At 60.6% G+C, this 19566-nt stretch carries 14 protein-coding genes; 5 read left to right on the forward strand and 9 right to left on the reverse strand.

The genetic code is table 11. From position 1 onward, the window contains the following. Positions 1–5: 5 nt before the first annotated feature. From J1G34_RS13980 to J1G34_RS14000, 5 genes are all read right to left on the reverse strand, one after another. On the reverse strand, positions 6–2156 hold the full coding sequence (locus tag J1G34_RS13980) for a lipase family protein (protein ID WP_222994208.1): 2151 nt from the start codon (positions 2154–2156) through the stop codon (positions 6–8). A gap of 15 nt (positions 2157–2171) precedes the next feature. Beyond that, entirely contained in the window at positions 2172–2945 is a 774-nt protein-coding gene (locus J1G34_RS13985; protein WP_222994209.1) for a hypothetical protein, read from the reverse strand. Then, positions 2938–3774, reverse strand: a complete 837-nt coding sequence (locus J1G34_RS13990) for a DUF4123 domain-containing protein (protein WP_222994210.1) — start codon at positions 3772–3774, stop codon at positions 2938–2940. Before J1G34_RS13990 ends, J1G34_RS13985 begins: the two co-directional genes overlap by 8 nt. After that, positions 3774–5792, reverse strand: a complete 2019-nt coding sequence (tssI, locus tag J1G34_RS13995) for a type VI secretion system tip protein TssI/VgrG (protein WP_222994211.1) — start codon at positions 5790–5792, stop codon at positions 3774–3776. Before tssI ends, J1G34_RS13990 begins: the two co-directional genes overlap by 1 nt. A gap of 292 nt (positions 5793–6084) precedes the next feature. Then, positions 6085–7071 carry a diaminopimelate epimerase gene (locus J1G34_RS14000; RefSeq protein ID WP_065891839.1) on the reverse strand — a complete coding sequence of 329 codons (987 nt, stop codon included), beginning with the start codon at positions 7069–7071 and terminating at the stop codon, positions 6085–6087. A gap of 225 nt (positions 7072–7296) precedes the next feature. Between J1G34_RS14000 and J1G34_RS14005 the strand changes: the two genes are divergently transcribed. Beyond that, positions 7297–8448, forward strand: a complete 1152-nt coding sequence (locus J1G34_RS14005) for an MFS transporter (protein WP_065891810.1) — start codon at positions 7297–7299, stop codon at positions 8446–8448. Between the two features lie 56 nt (positions 8449–8504). On the opposite strand, the gene J1G34_RS14010 is transcribed toward J1G34_RS14005, so the two are convergent. The 3 genes from J1G34_RS14010 to bglX all read right to left on the reverse strand — a co-directional run bounded on the left by J1G34_RS14010 (position 8505) and on the right by bglX (position 13369). Further along, on the reverse strand, positions 8505–9428 hold the full coding sequence (locus J1G34_RS14010) for a hypothetical protein (RefSeq protein ID WP_240997043.1): 924 nt from the start codon (positions 9426–9428) through the stop codon (positions 8505–8507). A gap of 599 nt (positions 9429–10027) precedes the next feature. Beyond that, positions 10028–10825 (reverse strand): hypothetical protein, encoded by a 798-nt coding sequence (locus tag J1G34_RS27205; RefSeq protein ID WP_240997044.1) that lies wholly within the window; start codon positions 10823–10825, stop codon positions 10028–10030. A 279-nt stretch (positions 10826–11104) separates the two neighbouring features. Further along, on the reverse strand, positions 11105–13369 hold the full coding sequence (gene bglX, locus J1G34_RS14020; protein ID WP_222994212.1) for a beta-glucosidase BglX: 2265 nt from the start codon (positions 13367–13369) through the stop codon (positions 11105–11107). Positions 13370–13547: 178 nt separating this feature from the next. Here bglX and J1G34_RS14025 point away from each other — a divergent pair, with 178 nt between their 5' ends. The 3 genes from J1G34_RS14025 to J1G34_RS14035 are packed head-to-tail and all read left to right on the forward strand — an operon-like array spanning position 13548 to position 17095. Beyond that, positions 13548–14348, forward strand: coding sequence for a glucose 1-dehydrogenase (locus tag J1G34_RS14025; RefSeq protein WP_065891808.1), 801 nt, complete (start codon positions 13548–13550; stop codon positions 14346–14348). Then, a complete protein-coding gene (locus J1G34_RS14030) occupies positions 14341–16167 on the forward strand; it encodes a glycoside hydrolase family 15 protein (protein WP_222994213.1) in 1827 nt (608 codons plus the stop codon). The genes J1G34_RS14025 and J1G34_RS14030 overlap by 8 nt, the downstream gene beginning before the upstream one ends. Positions 16168–16192: 25 nt before the next feature. After that, positions 16193–17095 carry an alpha/beta fold hydrolase gene (locus tag J1G34_RS14035; RefSeq protein ID WP_222994214.1) on the forward strand — a complete coding sequence of 301 codons (903 nt, stop codon included), beginning with the start codon at positions 16193–16195 and terminating at the stop codon, positions 17093–17095. Here J1G34_RS14035 and J1G34_RS14040 read toward each other — a convergent pair. Beyond that, complete coding sequence (locus J1G34_RS14040) at positions 17084–18049, reverse strand: GlxA family transcriptional regulator (protein ID WP_065891805.1); 966 nt, start codon at positions 18047–18049, stop codon at positions 17084–17086. The two genes, J1G34_RS14035 and J1G34_RS14040, sit on opposite strands and share 12 nt — an antisense overlap. 92 nt (positions 18050–18141) lie before the next feature. Between J1G34_RS14040 and J1G34_RS14045 the strand changes: the two genes are divergently transcribed. Further along, a complete protein-coding gene (locus tag J1G34_RS14045) occupies positions 18142–18822 on the forward strand; it encodes a DJ-1/PfpI family protein (protein ID WP_065891804.1) in 681 nt (226 codons plus the stop codon). Positions 18823–19566 lie beyond the last annotated feature (744 nt).

Consider the following 19566-nt stretch of genomic DNA (forward strand, 5'->3'; position numbering starts at 1 on the left):
CGGCGCTAGACGATCGAGTCGATGTCCAGCACTTGCGCTTTGCCCAGGTCGCTGTGGATGGGTGAAGGGATACTGGCAAACTGGGACAACACTCGGTTTTCCCGGTGCGTGAACCAGCGCTTGAGGCCCTGTTGCAGGTGGGCACCCTGGGCGCGGCTGCCATACACATCGCGCCCATCGAGACGGCGCCAGCGCAGGCTGGCCAGGCGCTCGCGACTGGTATGCAAACGGTCGATCTCTGCATTCAAAGCGTCGTTATGCTCATGGCTGCGGTCGTTGGCCGGGCGCATGCGGGCCAGTTCGCGGCGTTTGGCCCTCAGTTGTTCCCGCATGTCTTCGAGCGCGCGATCAAGCCACTCCAGCTCCCTCGCAGTGACCAGGGGACCCTGGCTATCCAGGGTTTGCTGCCAGCGGCGCAATGTCGCCCAGGCCGCAGGAATATAGCTGGCGGTCATGAAGTGCTGGTTGGCCTGGAAGAGCTGCCTCAACAGGTTGTCGCGGTCGGGCATGTCGCCGTGCAACCGCAACGCCCGATTGCAGCCCAGCTCCTGGATCGATTCACAGCCAGGTTTCCATAGCACCGAAGAATGCGTGCCATCCGGGAGCGTGATCGGCATGAAGTGCTGTTGTTCGCCATGGTGCTGGTAGGCATTCCCACCGACGCGCACCAGGCCGGCGGCGAACAGCAAACCGCCGGCGGTGGGCGCACTGAACAAGGTGACCGCCCCCGGCACCCACAGTTTGGCAGTGGTGTTCATCCACGGCGCCGGGACACTGGGAACAGGATCGTTATGGTTGACGATTCGATGGTGAACCAGGGCAGATGCGCCAGAGATAAATTCGGAATCGGCGGCGCGGGGGGCGCCGTAGGTGTAGAGGAGTGGGTTGTAATGGGCGTCCGGGATTCGGCGCAGTCCTTCAGCCAGCAGCAGGGCGATCGCGCCGCCCAGGCTGTGGCCGCAGATGATTATCCGCTGCCCTACATGAAACTGGTCAAGGTATCGCACTATGAAATCACGCATCGCTCGGTATGCCTGATAAAAGCCCTCATGCGCCTTGCCGATACCATCAGCGAACGCCACTTGATGGGCATTGGCGTCCCGCAGCGCGTCGGCCTTGCTGAATGTGCCTCGCACGGATATCAGAACCACCTCATCGTGGTGAGTGATAAAAGCCTGGGTATCGGTACCGTCTTTTTCGTCATCGAAGAAGTGCAAGCGCGCAGGGTGTTCCTGTTCATCTTTCAGTTCTGGGCGATTTTGCGGGTACAACTCAGGATCGAAAGGCAAAATTTCGAAGCGTTTTGAATAAGCGACTTCTTCATAAAGCGGATAAAAACGCTGCACTTGCTCCGGATCAATCTGCCAGGCTTCGTGGTATCCCGACAGCTGTTCGGCGAACAGATTTCCAACGCTGGGGTGCTGCGGGAAACGGACTTCATCCACAGGATTTTTTGGCGGCACCTGGCCGAAATCGCAGTAGCTCATCGCGGCAAACAATGCCAGTTGATACAGGTTCAGGGCACAAAAGCTGTCCTGCGTCGACAGCATGGGGCGTAGCGCTCGCAGTGGCCGAACTTCGAGAGCGGTGTGGAGGTTGGGGAATAGTACGATGCCCGCCAAGGTTGATTCTGGCGGGCCAAACCCCAGTTCGGCCATCATTTTCAGAGCATGGCGTTTGGGGCGGTGTGCCCGTGATTCTATCGGAGGCAGATGGGCGACATGACGGACCAGGTCTCGGACTTCCACTTGATAGAACCGGTCGGCTTTCTGCTGTACAGGATTACTCTCGGTTCGCTGACCATTGGCATTGGCGAATCGCGTTTGTTCGGCGCGAAACTGGAGGTCGGTAATAGGAAGTTCATAAGTGGGTCGCTTCATTAACCGCTTGTACGGCTGCTCTAAGCCCGAGTACAGGTCGTCGAGAAGAAGAATCGCAGGGCCACAATAAATATTTCTCAGCTTGGCAAAGCCTTGCGCATTTAGTCGACCTTCGTATCGTTGTCCGGCACTGTCATGGACAATGTATCGCAAGCCGCCGTACGCTTTTCCCACACCGAGTTCATCAACTAAACAAAAACTGGTCCAGTGGCCTAACCTTGCACAGGCTGGTTTGCTGTCGTTGAAAAAAGTTTGCTTCCATGCATCTTTATTCATGAGATTTCGTCCTTGTTAATTACATGACGGGTAGACGTCACAGATGCGGCCATCCGGCATTTTTATAGGTTTGAAGTGGGTCGTATCACCGGTGCAGTAAGCATCCATATCTTCAAAGCTCGTTCCTCTGCAACGTTTCCATCCACCGGGTACAGCTATCCAATTATCATCAAAAGCAGGCTGTTCCTCCGCCGACACCGTCAACACCACCCTGAGTGTTTTCCCCGGTAACTGGTCGCGTTGCGCAACACCACCTGGTCTCGCGTTTTGCAGTTGTCCGACATCATCCACCGAACGGCACTGCAGAATTTTCCTGATGCCATGAACAGGACCAACCGTGCGAAACCACCACTGACACATCCCTGATATCTGCTGAACCCCCGACTCCGGCATTCCAGGCGTATCCAGACGATCTCTGATGGAAATGCGGGCATAATCTCCTCCGATATCTGCAGTGCGCGTTCCCCACTTCGCCGTGAAGTCGAACTCGACATTGGCCAATACCAACGGACATCCGTCCACCCTTTCACTCAATGCAAGCTCATAACTCACCCGGCTCGCCAAAGGCTTGTAGTCAGAAAAAAATAATTTCCGCTCGGGCCGCTTGCCTCTTCGTTGCGGCAACATACAGGTCTCGCCCGTTGCGGGTCGGTAATTAGCCGCCGTCTTAAGTTTAAACTCCGCCGGCAAATCCACCTCCAACGTAAAGCTATCCGGCGCCCTCCCCGCACATCCCGTTAGCCACACCATCCCAACGCCAAGCAACACTTTTCCCATCCACCTACGCATTCCCAAGCCCTTCTGTGCACCACTGTTCCCGCACCCGCTCAAAATGCTGTGCAGGTGTCTCGCCCTCCAGCGGCTGCCAGCGAATGACACTGCTCCGGGTCGCCTCCTCCAGCCGGCGCACCACCAGAAATTCAAGTTGCTCAGGCGACCGCCATCGCCAGGTACGGGCCTGGTCCAGTACACCGGCCAACCAGATCCTGGGATCGTGAAATTCCACCAGGGCCGCCAGGTCTTCACTGTGTTCAGCCAGCAGGTAGCGCAGGATATTGGCCTGGAGAATGGCCGACGCCCGGGGATTGGGCACCTGCAACCAGGGCGCAGGATCGGGCACCGGGTAAGCACCCGGCGCGGGGTTGTCGTGGCTGCACCAACGTCCCTCATGCCAATAACACACGCTGGTCAGCGGGCCCAGGTAGACCGGCCATTGCTCTGCCGGAAGATACGCCAGGGCACGGGCCAGGGTGCGGTTGTCGTGAAAACGGTACAGGGCCTTTTCGCCTTCAGGCCCGACCAGCAGGCGCTCACGCCAATGTCGGACCACAATGGCCAGGTCATCGTTGGGCAAACTGCCCAACCACCCTCGATTGGTCTCGGGGCTTTGCAGAAGATCGATCAGCGCAGGCTCGCCTATCTGCTCCACCAGCAGGATAACCGGGCCCTTGCTCGCCAGTTCCGCTGCCGCGGTTTCAGCATAGAGCGGGCAATAGTGCGAGAGGTCGCGAGCCGCCATGAGCGACTGGCAGTGCTCGTTGCTGGCTTCGAGTATCAGGCACAGGTGACGCCCCGCCTGTTGCTGCTGCGCCATCCATTGATAAGGCTCGTGCTGCATCACGCGGCCCTCCCGGTGCTGGCGCATTGACCTTCGCGACAGCGCTCGCACAGGGGGCAAAAATCCGCATCCAGTTGGCCGGCCATGTCCGAGATGAGGCCCTGTACCAGCGAAATCTCAGGAGTGCCCGCAGCAGACAAAGGGTTGGCCGACCTTGCAACGGCTGGCGAACCACCGACAGTGATGGGCCGGCTGCTGAAAATCCCGCCAGCCTGAATCTGCAAATGCTCGCCGCCCGCCTTGAAACTCAACTGGGCGCCCGCATCGATGACAAGGCTGGCTCCTGCCTTCAGATGAATCTGTTGACCGGCTTGGATCACCATGACCTGGGCCACCTGGGTGTGGCTGTCGCCTTGCACGGTGAGGTGATCGCTTGCCTTGATCACAACGCTGCGCTCGCCCGTGATGTGGCGCTGCTCACCGCCCTCGAGACGAACCGTGCTCAAGCCTCGGATGACTTCACTGCGCTCACCGAGCACCTGCAAACGGCTGTCATGGCCCACGTGCTGCTCCAGGTCACGTTGGGCGCGCAGGTAGATCAGTTCCTCACCACGGCGGTCTTCCAGGTGCAGCTCGTTACTGCCCGCGCCACCCGGAACACTGCAACTGCGCAACACGCTGCGGGTCTTGTGCTGCGGCAAGGAAAAGGCCGGCATGTGCAGTGCATTGGGCAGGCAACCATTAATCACCGGCTGGTCCGGGTCTCCCTCAAGGAAGGTCACCAGCACCTCCATGCCCACCCGTGGAATCAGCATGGCGCCAAACCCGGAACCGGCCCAACCGGTTGCAACCCTCACCCAGCCGCTGCTTTTATCATCCGACCTGTCCAGCCGATCCCAATGAAACCGCACCTTCACGCGACCATACGCGTCGCAGTGCACCTCCTCGCCCGCAGGCCCCGTAACCGTCGCCGTCTGGCTGCCATTAATGGAGGCCTTGGGATGTTTGAGGGGTGGCCGATGCACCGCACGCCAAGGGGTCGCAGTGAAATGGTTGCTATACCTCACGAAGGTGTCCGTATCCCCTGCCGCTTGCTCCAGAACCTGGGGCTGATAGCCTTCGTGGCGCACCGAGGTGAGCAACCACAGGTCATTGCAGGTCGGGTCCGGATGATCTTGCAACTCAAGGAAATGACCACTGCGCAGCAGGGGCTGATCACTGCTACCCGACGCGCGCTGGCGCTCGGACTGATGCCGCTCCAGACTGCGACGCGTCAATTGCGCCCCCCGTGCACGACGGGTAAAACCTGCCGGGTAATGGTAGTCCTCAAGGGCTGTGTCCGGTGCATCGCCGGAGGCGTCCTGCAGCTGCAGCGACGGGTGTTCGAAGTCGTGATCACGGCGCACCGTTCGCCGAATGCGGGTTTCCAGGCGTGTATCGAAGCGCTGGACCCCGTTGGTTGCGGCCATCGGATCAAGCGTCGAGCAGTACCGCTGCATCGGCAGGCGCTGAAACACAGTCTGATCATCACCAAACACCAGGAAATGACCATCGGCACGATGACGGAAGTGGTAATGGATACCCTCTTCCTCGCACAGTCGCTGAATGAAGTGCAGGTCAGTTTCCCCATACTGCACGCAGAAGGGCCGCGGCGGATAAATCACCGGGCCGAGCTCGAAGGCATAGGCATCTGCGAGGATGCCGTGTTGTTCAAGCACGCTGGCGATAATCTGCGGCACGCTACGCTGCTGGAAAACCCGCTGGTCAAGGCGATGGGCCAGGCACGCCAGGCGCGGTGCGAGCGTGAGGTGGTAACGGGTGAACCGGGCCCCCGGGCCATTACGGCCGATGGCGTAGACCAACCCGTGCAGGCCTTGATCCGTTGTGCCCAGATCCAGATAGGCCGGCTGATGCAGCAACGCCTCCAGATCCAGGTCAGGGTTTTCGCTGGTGACTTGCACATCTATGAAATACGGCTGATCAAGACACTCACTGCCTTCGAAAGCGAGTACCTGCAAGTTGGCAGTGACGCCTGGAATCATTAATTTGAAACGTGACGAAACAAACGCGTCAACCATCCGTTGTTACCCGCCCTCAATAACCCGCTGATTAAAAGCTCTCCTCGTTGATTGCCGGAATGCTGGCCGAGAAAAAGCGCCTGAACGCTCTGAAGCTTAGCGATTTCAGGAAAAAAACGGCCCTTTGAAAATAAAACAGAAGATTCGTACGGCGAGAATGGAAGTGTCCTTTAAAAAATAAAAGACACATGCAAATAAACACATAATCAACAACAGAACTTTCTTACATCAGTACTTCTCAAGATAGATATCCGACAGGGAAAAAGCCGACACTTATTACAGTGTCAGTTGCCTATGCCTGTGGGTATGCAGTTCCGAAAAGACTGACGCTCGACAGTGTTCCATCCTCAACCTGCAAACGCACTGGCGCCGTGCCCCCCGGCATCACCACAGCCACTTCGCCGGCGCCAACCCAACCCGCCCGCCAAGCCGCGCAGGCCACTGCACTGGCGCTGGTACCAGAGGAAGCAGTGGGTCCCTCGCCGCGCTCGAATACCCGCGCGAGTACCTGATTGCCCGACGCACGGGCGGCCCATTGCAAATTGATCCCAGCGCTACAGGGACGACCACTGCCCGCAGGCGGCGCAAATGCAATTTGTTGCAAACACTCAAACAATGCCGGTTGATCCATGGCGTCATTGCCTGGCAATGCCGCTGCCTGCTCGATGAGCGTCACGCAATGGGGATTGCCTATTCGCACAAACTGGCTGCGTGTCCATTGCGGATCTATCGCCGACAGCGCGACAACGTGACTGAACCCGTCCTGCTGCGCGACAACGCTCTGAACCTCCTCGGCGCTGACGGCCGACGGACCGAAAGCCGGCTGTCCCAAGGCCAGCCAGAATCCCCTGACCTGCTTGTAAACCGCAGGCTCCACCTGAGTGACCACCGGTGACGCGGCATCCGCCTTATCGTGATGCACCCTCAACTGGCAACCCTCGGACATAAGGCCCTGATCGGTCAATGCCTGGGCAAAGATGGTTAACCCGTTGCCGCTGCGCTCGGCGAGGCTGCCGTCGGTATTGACGATCAGCACATCAAAGGGCGGCGCTGCCTGAAAGGGTCCCACCAGCAACCCATCGCAGCGATGGGCCTTGGCATCGGCTGCCGGTGAAACCGCACCCCACCCACATTCGGCAGCGATGGCCGACACGGTCCAGGCCTGTCGCGCCTTCGCGGCGAGGTCGGCGCTGTCTGGCAGTTCCACACCCCGGCGACGCAAGTACTCCGGGCTGACAACCCCATAGATATTGCCGCGCGCATCATAGAAACGCGTCACGCTGAAAACGGCCTGAGAAATCTCATCGATCTGCTCGTCGGTTAACTGAAAAGAAGGCAACAGCGTATTACAGAACACTCACCTGCATACAGTCGACAGCCTTTGCGTGGACGTATCTCCACTCAGCGCGCCGATCCCCGGGGAACACGGCTCGCCCGACGAGGCCTGATGTGCAAGGATGTCGCGCCGGACATCGTTCGTTAAACGCAACACCAAGGATTATTCATGACTGCCATCCCCACTTCCGCCCCCGTGGTTCCCGGGCGGCTGGAGCAAATGTCCACCCGTATCGCTTTTTTCATCGCCGGCTTCGGCATCGCGGCCTGGGCGCCGCTGGTGCCGTACGCCAAGGCACGCGCGCAACTCAACGAGGGCACGCTTGGCCTGTTGTTGTTGTGCCTGGGGGTGGGGTCGATTCTCGCGATGCCCGTGGCAGGGGTGCTGGCGTCGCGCTTTGGCTGCCGGCGCGTGTTGACCGCCGGCACGATCATGATCTGCCTGGCGCTGCCGATGCTGGCCACCGTGAGTTCGATTCCGCTGTTGATGGCGGGGTTGTTCCTGTTTGGCGCAGGCCTGGGTACCGTGGATTCGACCGTCAACCTGCAAGCGGTGATTGTTGAACGCGCCAGCGGGAAAACCATGATGTCGGGCTTCCACGGCTTGTTCAGCCTGGGCGGCATCGTGGGCGCGGCGGGGGTCTCCGGCCTGCTGGGGCTGGGCTTGTCGCCGCTGCAGGCAACCCTGGTAGTGATCGTCATCATGGTAGTGGCGCTGCTCAAGGCTGCGCCGCATTTGCTGCCCTACGGCAGTGAAAGCTCTGGGCCGGCGTTTGCCATTCCCCATGGCGTGGTGCTGTTTATCGGCTGCTTGTGTTTCATCGTCTTCCTGGCCGAAGGCGCGGTACTGGACTGGAGCGCGGTGTTCCTGAGTGACGAGCGCGGGCTGGACCCAGCGTATGCCGGCCTGGGCTACGCGGCATTCGCCCTGACCATGACCGCCGGGCGCCTGACCGGTGACATTATTGTGCGGCGCCTGGGCGCCACCCGAGTGATCGTGGGCGGCGGCACGCTGGCAGCGGCGGGTGTGTTCCTGGCAACGCTCTCCCCTGCCTGGGAAATGGCGCTGCTCGGGTACGCGCTGGTGGGCGCCGGCTGCTCCAATATCGTCCCGGTGCTCTATACCGCTGTCGGCAAGCAGAGCGTGATGCCGGAACACATTGCCGTGCCCGCCATTACCACACTGGGGTACGCAGGCATTCTGGCGGGGCCGGCAGTGATCGGGTTCATTGCCCATGGCAGCAGCGTGGCAACCGCCTTCCTGCTGATCGGTGGGTTGCTGGTGGCGGTGGCAATCAGTGGGAGGATACTGCGGGTATAAACTCACAGGTATGAGCGGCTTGCTTCATGCAACCCGCTCATGCCTCTGCGGCGCCTTCAGTTGCCCTTTTCTTTCTTGTCGTTTTCCAACCATCGATCGATGCTGTAGTTCTTCAGCCAGCCATCATTGTTACGGCTTCCCGTGAGTTCGTAGCCATTGGCCTTATAGCTGTCCAGCGAGTCCAGCAAGCCGGGTCTTTCAACGATATTTTTGGCGAGATACACCAACTGTTCGCTGTATTTCTTCTTCGGGAAACCGTTGGCGGGGTCTCGCACAACGTTACCTTTACTGTCCAGTTCGTCAGGGTCTTTGCTCATTTCAACAAGCGTGTCTGTTTTTACAAATCGGTGCTTATCGAAGGGCCAGACGAAATCTTCCGATTTATCCCGCAGCTGGTCGAACATCCCCCTGAATGCGGTAACGACCTGGGCATTGGACTTACTATGGAACGGGTCCGCACTTTGAGTATTGGGGCTGGTGTTACCGGTGAGCCGTTCGGAAGCGTTGGCCAAGCTTTCAGGCGTGATTTTACCGCCATCCACCAGAATCGCTTCGTTGAGCCTGGGGCGATTGAGTATCTCCCTGGCCAACATGATGGTGCGTTCGGAGACGCTGCTTTTGTGCACATCCTCACCGGCAATTTTTTGCAGCCCACTCTGGGTCAGATGGCCATCTGTCTTGAACTTATCAAGCATGGGAAAGTTACTATTGAGGTCTGTCGCCAGCAGGTGGTCATCCGAGCTGGTATAGGGGTTTCCCACATTCGACATACCGCCATACAAGCCTTGCCCGTCGAAATGCCGACTGGCGCCATTGACCATCAAGCTGTTCGAGAAAAAACCTGAGTCCGTTGCCAGCGGCTGCTGAGTACCGATCGCCTTGTCGACGACGCTGAGTCGCGTGTAACCACCGCTGGCCGACGCAGGCTCCTGATTCGGTATGAAAGGTATTCCAGAGCCTGGATTAATCCCGTTCGTCATGTTCATTCCCACCCTATTAGATTCCATCAACTGAACCTGGAGTGCTCAGCCTTCGAACGCGCGTCGACTGTCAGCACCAGACAAGCATCGGATGTGTGGCAACCTAAAAATAATGGTTCCTATCAGCCCAGGGCATGCGCCGGGTAAAACTTGAGCGTTTGTAACCGACCAGGCTGGCCCGTCACGGCCGACGTGAAAATTTGCTCCACAGCGTTTCAAGCAATGACCACGCGGACCGGGGCGCCGGCCCGTCCTCCGCGGCTCGCGAGCCCCTGTCGAAGTCTTCGGTCGTAGGCGCCTTGAAACTGAACTTCGGCGAAGACGTAAGGTTGAGCCCCTTTGCCTGAGATTTGCCTGGGCTTGGTGCCGAAGTTGCCGGAGCAGGCAGGCTTGCAACAGCGTACTGGGAGTGAGACTGGCGAGGTTCAAATGATGTCGAATTCATAGGCCATTACCTGTTCCAGTAGACGAAGGCATCCAAGGGCAGGACCCATGGATGCTCTGTTCGTGGTAAATCCTTGCAAATGGTTCCCGCATCGCCGACAGGCGATAGCGCGGCCGGGCATCCACCAGCCGATGCAATGCAGTGGGGCCAGGTCTCAGCGCAGCAGCCGATACAGATCGTCTCGGGTGATCTTGCCGTCGCGCAGGAACCCGAAAACGTTGTCCATCGAGCCCTTGAGTTCCGAACGATTCATGATTTCCCTCGACAGTTGGGTGATGCTGTCGGTTGGCCCATGACCATAAAGCGGGCGCGAGGCGTACTTTGCAAACGTATTGACATCGATGGCGTTTCTGTCGGCGCTCCACCACGGCCCTTTCAACGCGTTGAAGTTATTCAAGACATTCTGGGCAAGTTGCTTGTCGTCCTGAAGCTTCAGTGGATTGGACGAAAGAATGAATTTACTGATGTCGTCCTTGGAGAGGGACTGATCCAAAGCACCGGTTCCGCTATTTCGATCCAGGGCTTGCGTCAGGCCCGGGCGCTTGAGCACCTCCCTGGCCAGCCTGATATTCGAATCGCGCTCCGGGTTACCGGTCAGGGGCCGACCTGCCAGGTTATTGAGATGCTCAGGCGTAACGGTCGGGGCGTACCAAGGTTTGAAGGCGTTGTATTTATCCAACAGCCCCTGAGCCAGTACCTCGTTGCTCTGCTTGCCGTAGTAAGGGTCCGGCAGCGTAGGATTGGGCCGTGGAGGTGGGCCTGGATTGAAGGCGGATTTCGAAGACTGCGTTGCGCTATCGAAAACCGGGCCGGACTGACTCGCCGATGGCTCGAAACTCGGGCCGGCCGCGCCTGCTGCCTTGGCCGCCGGGCTGGCCTGCGCGCCTGCAGAGGGCTGCGCGAAGTTGTCCGTTGATGGGGTGTACGCTTGATTGGATGCGGATACCGACATGTGGTGCTCCAGTTCTGATTTAGGGCGGTGCCTTGCTGCTGCAGCCGTGCCAGCGATCAATAAACCGTGGCGCAGGTCTGCACCAGCAGGCATTTGCTGTGTGGCAAAGCCATGGCATTGGGTTCCTAGACGTGTTGAAAACTTCTGAATGCGGGTAGGAAGGAGGTCGTGACAGATGAAGAGCGAACCGCGAAATGTTCCCCATCTGAATGGGCGACGCATACGCGGCGCTGTGAGGGAATGCCTGGGAAATCAGGGGCGATTCAACGTTCGATCGCTTTACTCACCCAAGACAAAACGCTGTTCAATCACATTTCTGGAGTCCAGCCCTACCTGTACGATAAATTCACCAGACTCGGCAACGTGACGCAACTGAGCATCATAGAACTTCAACGCTTCTTCGTTCAGCCAAAAATCAACGACTTTTCGCTCACCCGCCTTGAGCATGACTTTTTCAAACCCCTTCAGCTCTTTGACCGGTCGACTGACCGAAGCCACCACATCGCGCACGTATAACTGCACCACCGTTTCACCCGATCGTGTACCGGTATTGGTCAGCGCAACGCTGACTTTCAGTGGCTGACCGCGCGGCAATACGGTGCGCGACACCTGCAGATTCGACAGGTTGAAATCGGTGTAGCTCAAACCGTAACCAAAGGGAAAGAGCGGCCCCGCCTCTTCGTCGATATATTGCGTGGTGTACTTGTAGGGCGCAGCAGGGTTGTAGGGTCGCCCGGTGCTCAAGTGGTTGTAATACACCGGGACCTGGCCGACGGAGCGAGGAAAGCTCATCGGCAGCTTGCCCGCAGGGTTGTAGTCACCGAATAACACATCAGCCACGGCATTGCCGCCCTCGGTGCCGCTGTACCAGGTTTCCAGCAGCGCATCGGCTTGCTGGTGTTCGGTTGTGAGGTCCAACGGGCGACCATTCACCAGGACAATCACCAGGGGCTTGCCCAAGGCTTTCAGCTCCAGGAGCAGTTGTTTCTGGCTGTCGGGCAAGTCGATTCGCGCGCGACTGCTTCCCTCGTCATTGAAGCTCCAGGGCTCGCCCACCACCGCCACCGTGACGTCAGCCCGACGGGCAATCGCCACGGCTTCCTCCAGCAGCGCATCCGGTGCCCGCGCATCCCTGTTCAACGGCGTGTGGTAGCGCTGCATGCGGGCGATCAACCCGCTATCGTCGCTGACATTGGCGCCCCTGGCATAGAGCAGGGTTGCCTTGCCTGCCACGGCGCGGGCTATGCCGTCATGGATACTGACCACTCGTTGCGCGCCGCAATCACCGCAATAGCTGCCCAATAGGTCCCGCTGGCTTTTCGCCAGGGGCCCCACCACGGCGAGGGTGCCGTGCTTGCTCAGCGGCAGGGTGTGTCGAGCGTTTTTCAATAGCACGAAGGTTTTGCGCGCAATGTCGCGGGCGGCCTCACGTTGCAGTCGCGATTCGATCGGTGCCGGCGGCGCGCGCCGCAACTTGCGATACGGATCGTCGAATAAGCCCAGTGCATATTTCATCTCCAGGACTCGGCGTACCGAAGCGTCCAGGTCCTCCACCTTCACGGCACCCGACCTGACGGCTGCCGGCAGTTCGTCGACGTAGGCACTGTCGCATAACGCCATGTCAACACCGGAGCGCAAAGCCAGCCCTGCAGCCTCCGCCGGCCGGGCCGCCACTCCGTGGTCGACCAATTGGCCAATCGCGGCGCAGTCGCCCAGCGTCACGCCTTCAAACCCCCACTCTTGACGCAGTACCTGCTTGATCAGCCAGGGGTTGGCCATCGCCGGGACGCCCCCTACGGCATTGAAAGCAATCATCACCCCGCCCGCGCCCGCCTCCACGGCGGCGCGATAGGGCGCGAAATAATACTGGTACATGCTGGCCGTGCTCATCTCGACACTGTTGTAATCCCGACCGCCCTCCACCGCACCATAGAGGGCGAAATGCTTGACGACCGACATCACGCTGTCGGCGCCGCGAAGGTCCGTGCCCTGATAGCTTTTCACCAGGGTTTCGGCGATGCGCGAGGCCAGGAAAGGGTCTTCGCCATAGCCCTCTGAAACCCTGCCCCACCGAGGGTCACGGGCGATGTCCACCGCAGGGCTGAACGTCAGATTGATGCCTGCTGCGCTGGCCTCCCGGGCACTGACTTTCCCCACGGTAGCGATCGCCGACATATCCCAACTCGCGGCAAGCCCCAGGCTTACCGGAAAGATCGTGTGCAGGCCATGCACGACGTCCTGCACGACGAACAACGGTATCTTCAGGCGGCTGCGCTCCACCGCCTGGCGCTGCAACGCCACGCCCACCTGCCAGGATGGCATGCCACCCAGCCCGCTGGCCGAGCCATTGGCGATCAGTTCAAGTGTCTCGGGCGCCGCTTTATCCGCATCGACACCGACGATATTCAGTTGGCCAGCTTTCTCTTCCAGCGTCATGTGCGCCAGCAGTTGATCGATGAAAACCTCTTTTCCAGCGCTGGCCTGCGCGGTCGCCAGCAGGCAACAAGAGCCTGCCAGCACCCCTACCCACCACCTTGTGTCCATGGTATCCGTCCCAGGGCAATCCAACACTCGTAGTGTTCAGCTGAGGATGGAGAGGCGTCTACTGTCAGAAATCACAGTTCCATTGGTTGTTCCCCGTCGTCCCGCGCAGTGGCATGCTGAACTTCCATTGCCCCGCATCAGTCAGCACAAAGGACTCTCATTAAACAGCGGGTGGGTGATGCAGATTTCCTTGCAGCAACAAGTGGCGCTGGTCACCGGCGCCAGTTCCGGTATCGGTGAAGGCGCCGCCAAGGCGCTGGCCGAAGCCGGAGCAGCCGTGGTGCTTAACTACAATTCCCAGGCGGCACCGGCCGAGGCGCTGGCGGCGCAGATCAATGCCAACGGCGGCCGAGCCATTGCTCTTGCTGGCGATGTGTCGAAAGAAGCCGACGTCGAACGCCTGTTCGCCCAGACCCTCGACGCCTTCGGCCATCTGGATATTCTCGTCGCCAACTCAGGCCTGCAAAAAGACGCCAACCTGGTCGACATGAGCCTTGAGGACTGGAACACCGTGATCGGCGTCAACCTCACCGGCCAATTTCTCTGCGCGCGCGCCGCCGTGCGGATTTTCAACCGCCAGGGCGTGCGTGAGGGCGTGTCCCGCGCCGCCGGCAAGATCATCCACATGAGCTCGGTGCACCAGTTGATTCCCTGGGCCGGGCACGTGAATTACGCAGCGTCCAAGGGCGGTGTGGAGATGCTGATGCGCACCCTCGCCCAGGAAGTCAGCGAGCAGCGCATTCGCATCAACGGGATTGCGCCGGGGGCGATTCGCACGGCGATCAACCGTGCAGCCACTGAAGGCGCCGCCGAACAGGAGCTGCTCAAGTTGATTCCCTATGGCCGCGTCGGCGATGTGCAAGATGTGGCGAATGCGGTGGTGTGGCTGGCCAGCGACGCGTCCGATTACGTGGTCGGCAGCACGCTGTTCATCGATGGCGGCATGAGCCTTTATCCGGAGTTTCGTGGCAATGGTTGATTTGAAAAACGAACCACAAAGTGCCATCGATGCCCACGGCATCATCGGCGACATGCGCAGCGCAGCCTTGGTGAATGACCGGGGCAGTATCGATTTTTTCTGCTGGCCGGAATTCGACAGCCCGTCGATCTTCTGCGCGTTGCTCGACAGCCCTGAAGCCGGCACCTTCCAGCTCACCCCTGACCTGCCCAATGCACGCCGCGAGCAGATCTACCTGCCCGACACCAATGTGCTGCAAACCCGTTGGCTGAGCGATGCGGCGGTGGTGGAAATCACCGATTTGCTGGCGGTCACCGAAGAGGTCGATGATCTGCCATTATTGATCCGCCGCGTGCGGGTGGTCAGCGGCACGGCGACCTTTCATCTGCGCTGCGCCGTGCGCCATGACTATGCCCGCGCCAAGACCCACGCCAAGGCGGTCGATCAAGGCGTGTTGTTCAACGCAGACGGTCAGCCCGGACTGCGGCTGGCGGGCAGTCACCCATTGACCCTCGATGATCATGTGGCCACGGCCAGCTTCACCCTGGCCCAGGACGAGAGCGCTGAATTCGTCCTCGGCGGCCAGGACGATCCCCGCGTGACGAACGCCTGCACCGACCTCTACCTGGAACGCACTTTGAAGTTCTGGCGCAGTTGGATCAGTCAATCGAACTACCGCGGACGCTGGCGTGAAATGGTCAACCGCTCGGCCCTCGCGCTGAAATTGCTGACCTCGCGCAAACACGGCGCAATCATCGCCGCCGCGACCTTCGGCCTGCCCGAGACGCCCGGCGGCGAGCGCAATTGGGACTACCGCTATACCTGGATCCGCGACGCTTCGTTTACCGTCTACGCGTTCATGCGCCTGGGTTTTGTCGAGGAAGCCAACGCCTACATGCGTTGGCTCAAGGGGCGGGTCAGCGACTGCTGCGGCCAGCCGACCAAGATCAACATCCTGTACGGCATCGATGGCCGCCAGGAGTTGCCGGAAACCACCCTGGATCACCTCAGCGGCCATGGTGGCGCGCAGCCGGTGCGCGTGGGCAATGAAGCGTTCGACCAGGTGCAACTGGATATCTACGGCGAACTGATGGACGCGGTGTACCTGGTCAATAAATACGGCGAGGCCATCTCCCACGAAGGCTGGAAGCACACCGTTGAAGTGGTCGATCAAGTCTGCGAAATCTGGAATCAGCAAGACGTCGGCATCTGGGAAATGCGCGGCGAGCAGCATCACTTCCTGCACTCGCGCCTGATGTGCTGGGTGGCCGTGGACCGCGCGATCCGCCTGGCCTCCAAGCGCTCGTTACCGGCACCCTTCGCGCGTTGGGACCAGACCCGCCAGGCGATCTATGCCGATATCTGGAGCAACTTCTGGAACGAAGAACGTGGGCATTTCGTGCAACACATCGGCAGTACCGCCCTCGACGGTTCGATGCTGTTGATGCCGCTGGTGCGCTTTGTTGCCGCCACCGATCCACGCTGGCTGTCGACCCTGGAGGCGATCCAGAAAAGCCTGGTGCGCGATGGCATGGTCTATCGTTACCGCAACGACGACAGCCAGATCGATGGGTTGCAAGGCACTGAAGGCGCGTTTGCCGCGTGTTCGTTCTGGTACGTCGAATGCCTGGCCCGCGCCGGCCAGGTGGAAAAGGCCCATCTGGAGTTCGAGCAACTGCTGCGCTACGCCAACCCGCTCGGGCTTTACGCTGAAGAGTTCGACAGCCAGGCCCGGCACCTGGGGAACACGCCGCAGGCATTGAGCCATTTGGCGCTGATCAGTGCGGCGACGTTTCTGGACCGTAAACTCAGTGGTGCGAAAACGGTATGGCAACCCTGATTCTCCCCCTGCTTAGGAGCCGATCATGACCACCCTCGCCCCGTTGCTCTACGTGCGCACGTCCATGCTCGATGTTGCCTATGAAACCCACGGCCCGCTCGACGGTGAGCCGGTGATCCTGCTGCACGGTTTCCCCTACGACCCTCGCGGCTACGACGAGATCGCGCCGGGCCTGGCCGAACAGGGTTACCGCGTGTTGGTGCCCTACCTGCGCGGTTATGGCCCGACGCGGTTTATCAACGAACAGGTCATGCGTTCCGGTCAGCAGGCGGCGCTGGGCAAGGACTTGCTGGACTTCATGGATGCGCTGTCCATCCCCTGCGCCACCCTGGCCGGTTATGACTGGGGCGGGCGTGCCGCGTGTATCGTCGCGGCGCTGTGGCCGATTCGGGTTCGCGGGTTGGTGACCGGCGATGGCTACAACATCCAGGACATCGCCCAGTCACTCAAGCCGCGAGCACCAGAGACAGAACATCGCTTGTGGTACCAGTATTACTTTCACACCCAGCGCGGCGTGGATGGTCTGACCGCCAACCGGCGGGAACTGTGCGAGCTGTTGTGGTCGTTGTGGTCGCCGTCCTGGACGCGCGGGCCGAGCCTGTACGGGCAGACCGCGCCATCGTTCGACAACCCGGACTTTGTCGAGGTGGTGATCCATTCCTACCGCCATCGCTTCCAGTACGCGCCGGGCAACCCGGCGCTGGCGTTCATCGAGCAGGCACTGGCGCAACAACCGCCGATTTCGGTGCCGAGCATTTCCCTGTGCGGTGCCGATGACGGCGTGGGGCCGCCACCGGCAGAGGACGACGATATCGAGCATTTCAGCGGTTTTTATCGACGGCACGTGTTGCCCGGCGTGGGCCACAATATTCCTCAGGAAGCGCCACAGGCCACCCTGGCAGCGCTGCTGGAATTGCTACAGCGGTGAAAATCGCTCGCGGTAGGCCTGGGGCGTCACCGACAGGGCCCGCAGGAAACTGCGCCGCAGGGTCTCTTCACAGCCGAACCCGCACTGCACGGCGATGCGCTTGATCGAGGTGCTGCTGTCGGCCAATTGCCGGCGCGCACTTTCAACACGCAGCAGCTCCACCGCCCGCGCCGGGGTCTGGCCGGTTTCGGCGCGGTAGTGGCGCACAAAGCTGCGCTCGCTCATGCCGGCCTGGGCGGCCAGGGTGGAAATACTCAAATCCAGCGTGAGATTTTCGCCGATCCAGGCGTGCAACTCGGCAAAGCGGCTGTCGCGCTGTTGCAGGGATAACGTCACGCTGAATTGCGACTGCCCGCCGGGACGTTTGAGGAACACCACCAGGTGCCGCGCCACTTCCAGGGCGACCGCGCGCCCCAGGTCCTCCTCCACCAGGGCCAGGCACAGATCGATACCGGCGGTCACGCCGGCCGAGGTCCACAGCGCGCCTTGCCGGATAAAAATTGGATTGGACTCCACCGTCAGCGCGGGAAACTTGCGCGCCAGTTCTTCACAGCGCGTCCAGTGAGTGGCCACGCGGCAACCGTCGAGCAAGCCACTGGCGGCCAGCAGAAAAGCGCCGGTGCAGACCGAGGCCATGCGCCGGGTGTGCCGCGACTTTTCCCGCACCCAGTGCACCAGCGCCGGGTCTTCGGCGGCGCCGTACACGCCCCAGCCGCCGGCGATCACCAGCGTGTCGCACGCCTGATCGACGGCGGGCAGCGGATCGGCCAGCAGCGCCAGGCCCGCAGACGTCACCACCGGTTTGGCCTGGTCAGCGATCACATTTACCGCATAGGGCAACGGCAGACCGCGCTGGCGGGCCAGGTCATTGGCCGACGCAAACACCTGCAAAGGCCCGGTGACGTCGAGTACCTGGGCATTATCGAAAGCGAGGACATGAATAACTCTGGGCATAGTTTGGCGAGATCTGTGGGCTTAATGGCGTATGCGCCAAAGCCTAGGCCTCTACAGTGAAGTCGTCCACCCTCTTTATCGGAGCGTCATCCATGACCTTGCACATCGGCTTTCTGCTATTTCCCGGCATCCAGCAACTGGACCTGACCGGCCCCTACGACGTGCTCGGCTCACTGCCGGACGTGAAGCTGCATTTGGTGTGGCAGGACCTGGCACCGGTCACCTCCAGCACCGGCCTGGTGTTTACGCCGACCATGACCTACGCCGACTGCCCGAAACTCGACGTACTGTGCGTGCCCGGCGGCTCGGGTGTGGGCGCACTGATGGAAGACCCCGGCACCCTGGACTTCCTCAAGGCCCAGGCACAAACCGTGCGCTATATAACCTCGGTGTGCACCGGCTCGCTGGTACTGGGCGCGGCGGGTTTGCTGCGCGGCCGCAAGGCCACCACCCACTGGGCCTACCACGACCTGCTTGCGCCACTGGGCGCCATCCCCGTGCAAGCGCGCGTGGTGCGTGACGGCAACCTGTTTACCGGGGGCGGAATCACCGCCGGCATCGACTTTGCGCTGACCCTGGCGGCGGAGTTGTACAGCGAAGCGGCGGCGCAACTGGTGCAATTGCAAATCGAATACGCACCGGCCCCACCGTTCGACTCGGGCCGCCCGGATACAGCGCCCACGCACGTACTGGAAGAAGCCAACAAGCGCACGGCAGAATCGCGCAGAGTGCGTGCAGAGATTGTCGCGCGGGCGGCCGCGCGCCTGGGTTGAGCTGGCAGCTGAGTTCCCACTGGCCCATGAAGGACCCAATGTGAGAGAGGGCTTGCCCCCGGGCGGTGGGTCAGCTGAGACATCCGCTGCTGACACCCCGTCATCGGGGGCAAGCCCCCTCCCACAGTGTCCGCGTTTCAATGCCTGGATTCGGCGGCGGTGGTTGAGATGCATGGCTGACGGCGCTCAATGGTGGCGACGGCAGCGCCGTGAAATGTGGGAGGGGGCTTGCCCCCGATGGTGGTGGGTCAGTTGATACATCCACTGCTGACACTCAGTCATCGGGGGCAAGCCCCCTCCCACAGTGTCCGCGTTTCAATGCCTGGATTCGGCGGCGGTGGTTGAGATGCATGGCTGACGGCGCTCAATGGTGGCGACGGCAGCGCCGTGAAATGTGGGAGGGGGCTTGCCCCCGATGGTGGTGGGTCAGTTGATACATCCACTGCTGACACTCAGTCATCGGGGGCAAGCCCCCTCCCACAGTGTCCGCGTTTCAATGCCTGGATTCGGCGGCGGTGGTTGAGATGCATGGCTGACGGCGCTCAATGGTGGCGACGGCAGCGCCGTGAAATGTGGGAGGGGGCTTGCCCCCGATGGTGGTGGGTCAGTTGATACATCCACTGCTGACACTCAGTCATCGGGGGCAAGCCCCCTCCCACAGTGTCCGCGTTTCAATGCCTGGATTCGGCGGCGGTGGTTGAGATGCATGGCTGACGGCGCTCAATGGTGGCGACGGCAGCGCCG

The sequence above is a fragment of the Pseudomonas sp. Wu6 genome, assembly GCF_019891515.1.
Classification (GTDB): Bacteria; Pseudomonadota; Gammaproteobacteria; order Pseudomonadales; family Pseudomonadaceae; genus Aquipseudomonas; species Aquipseudomonas orientalis_A.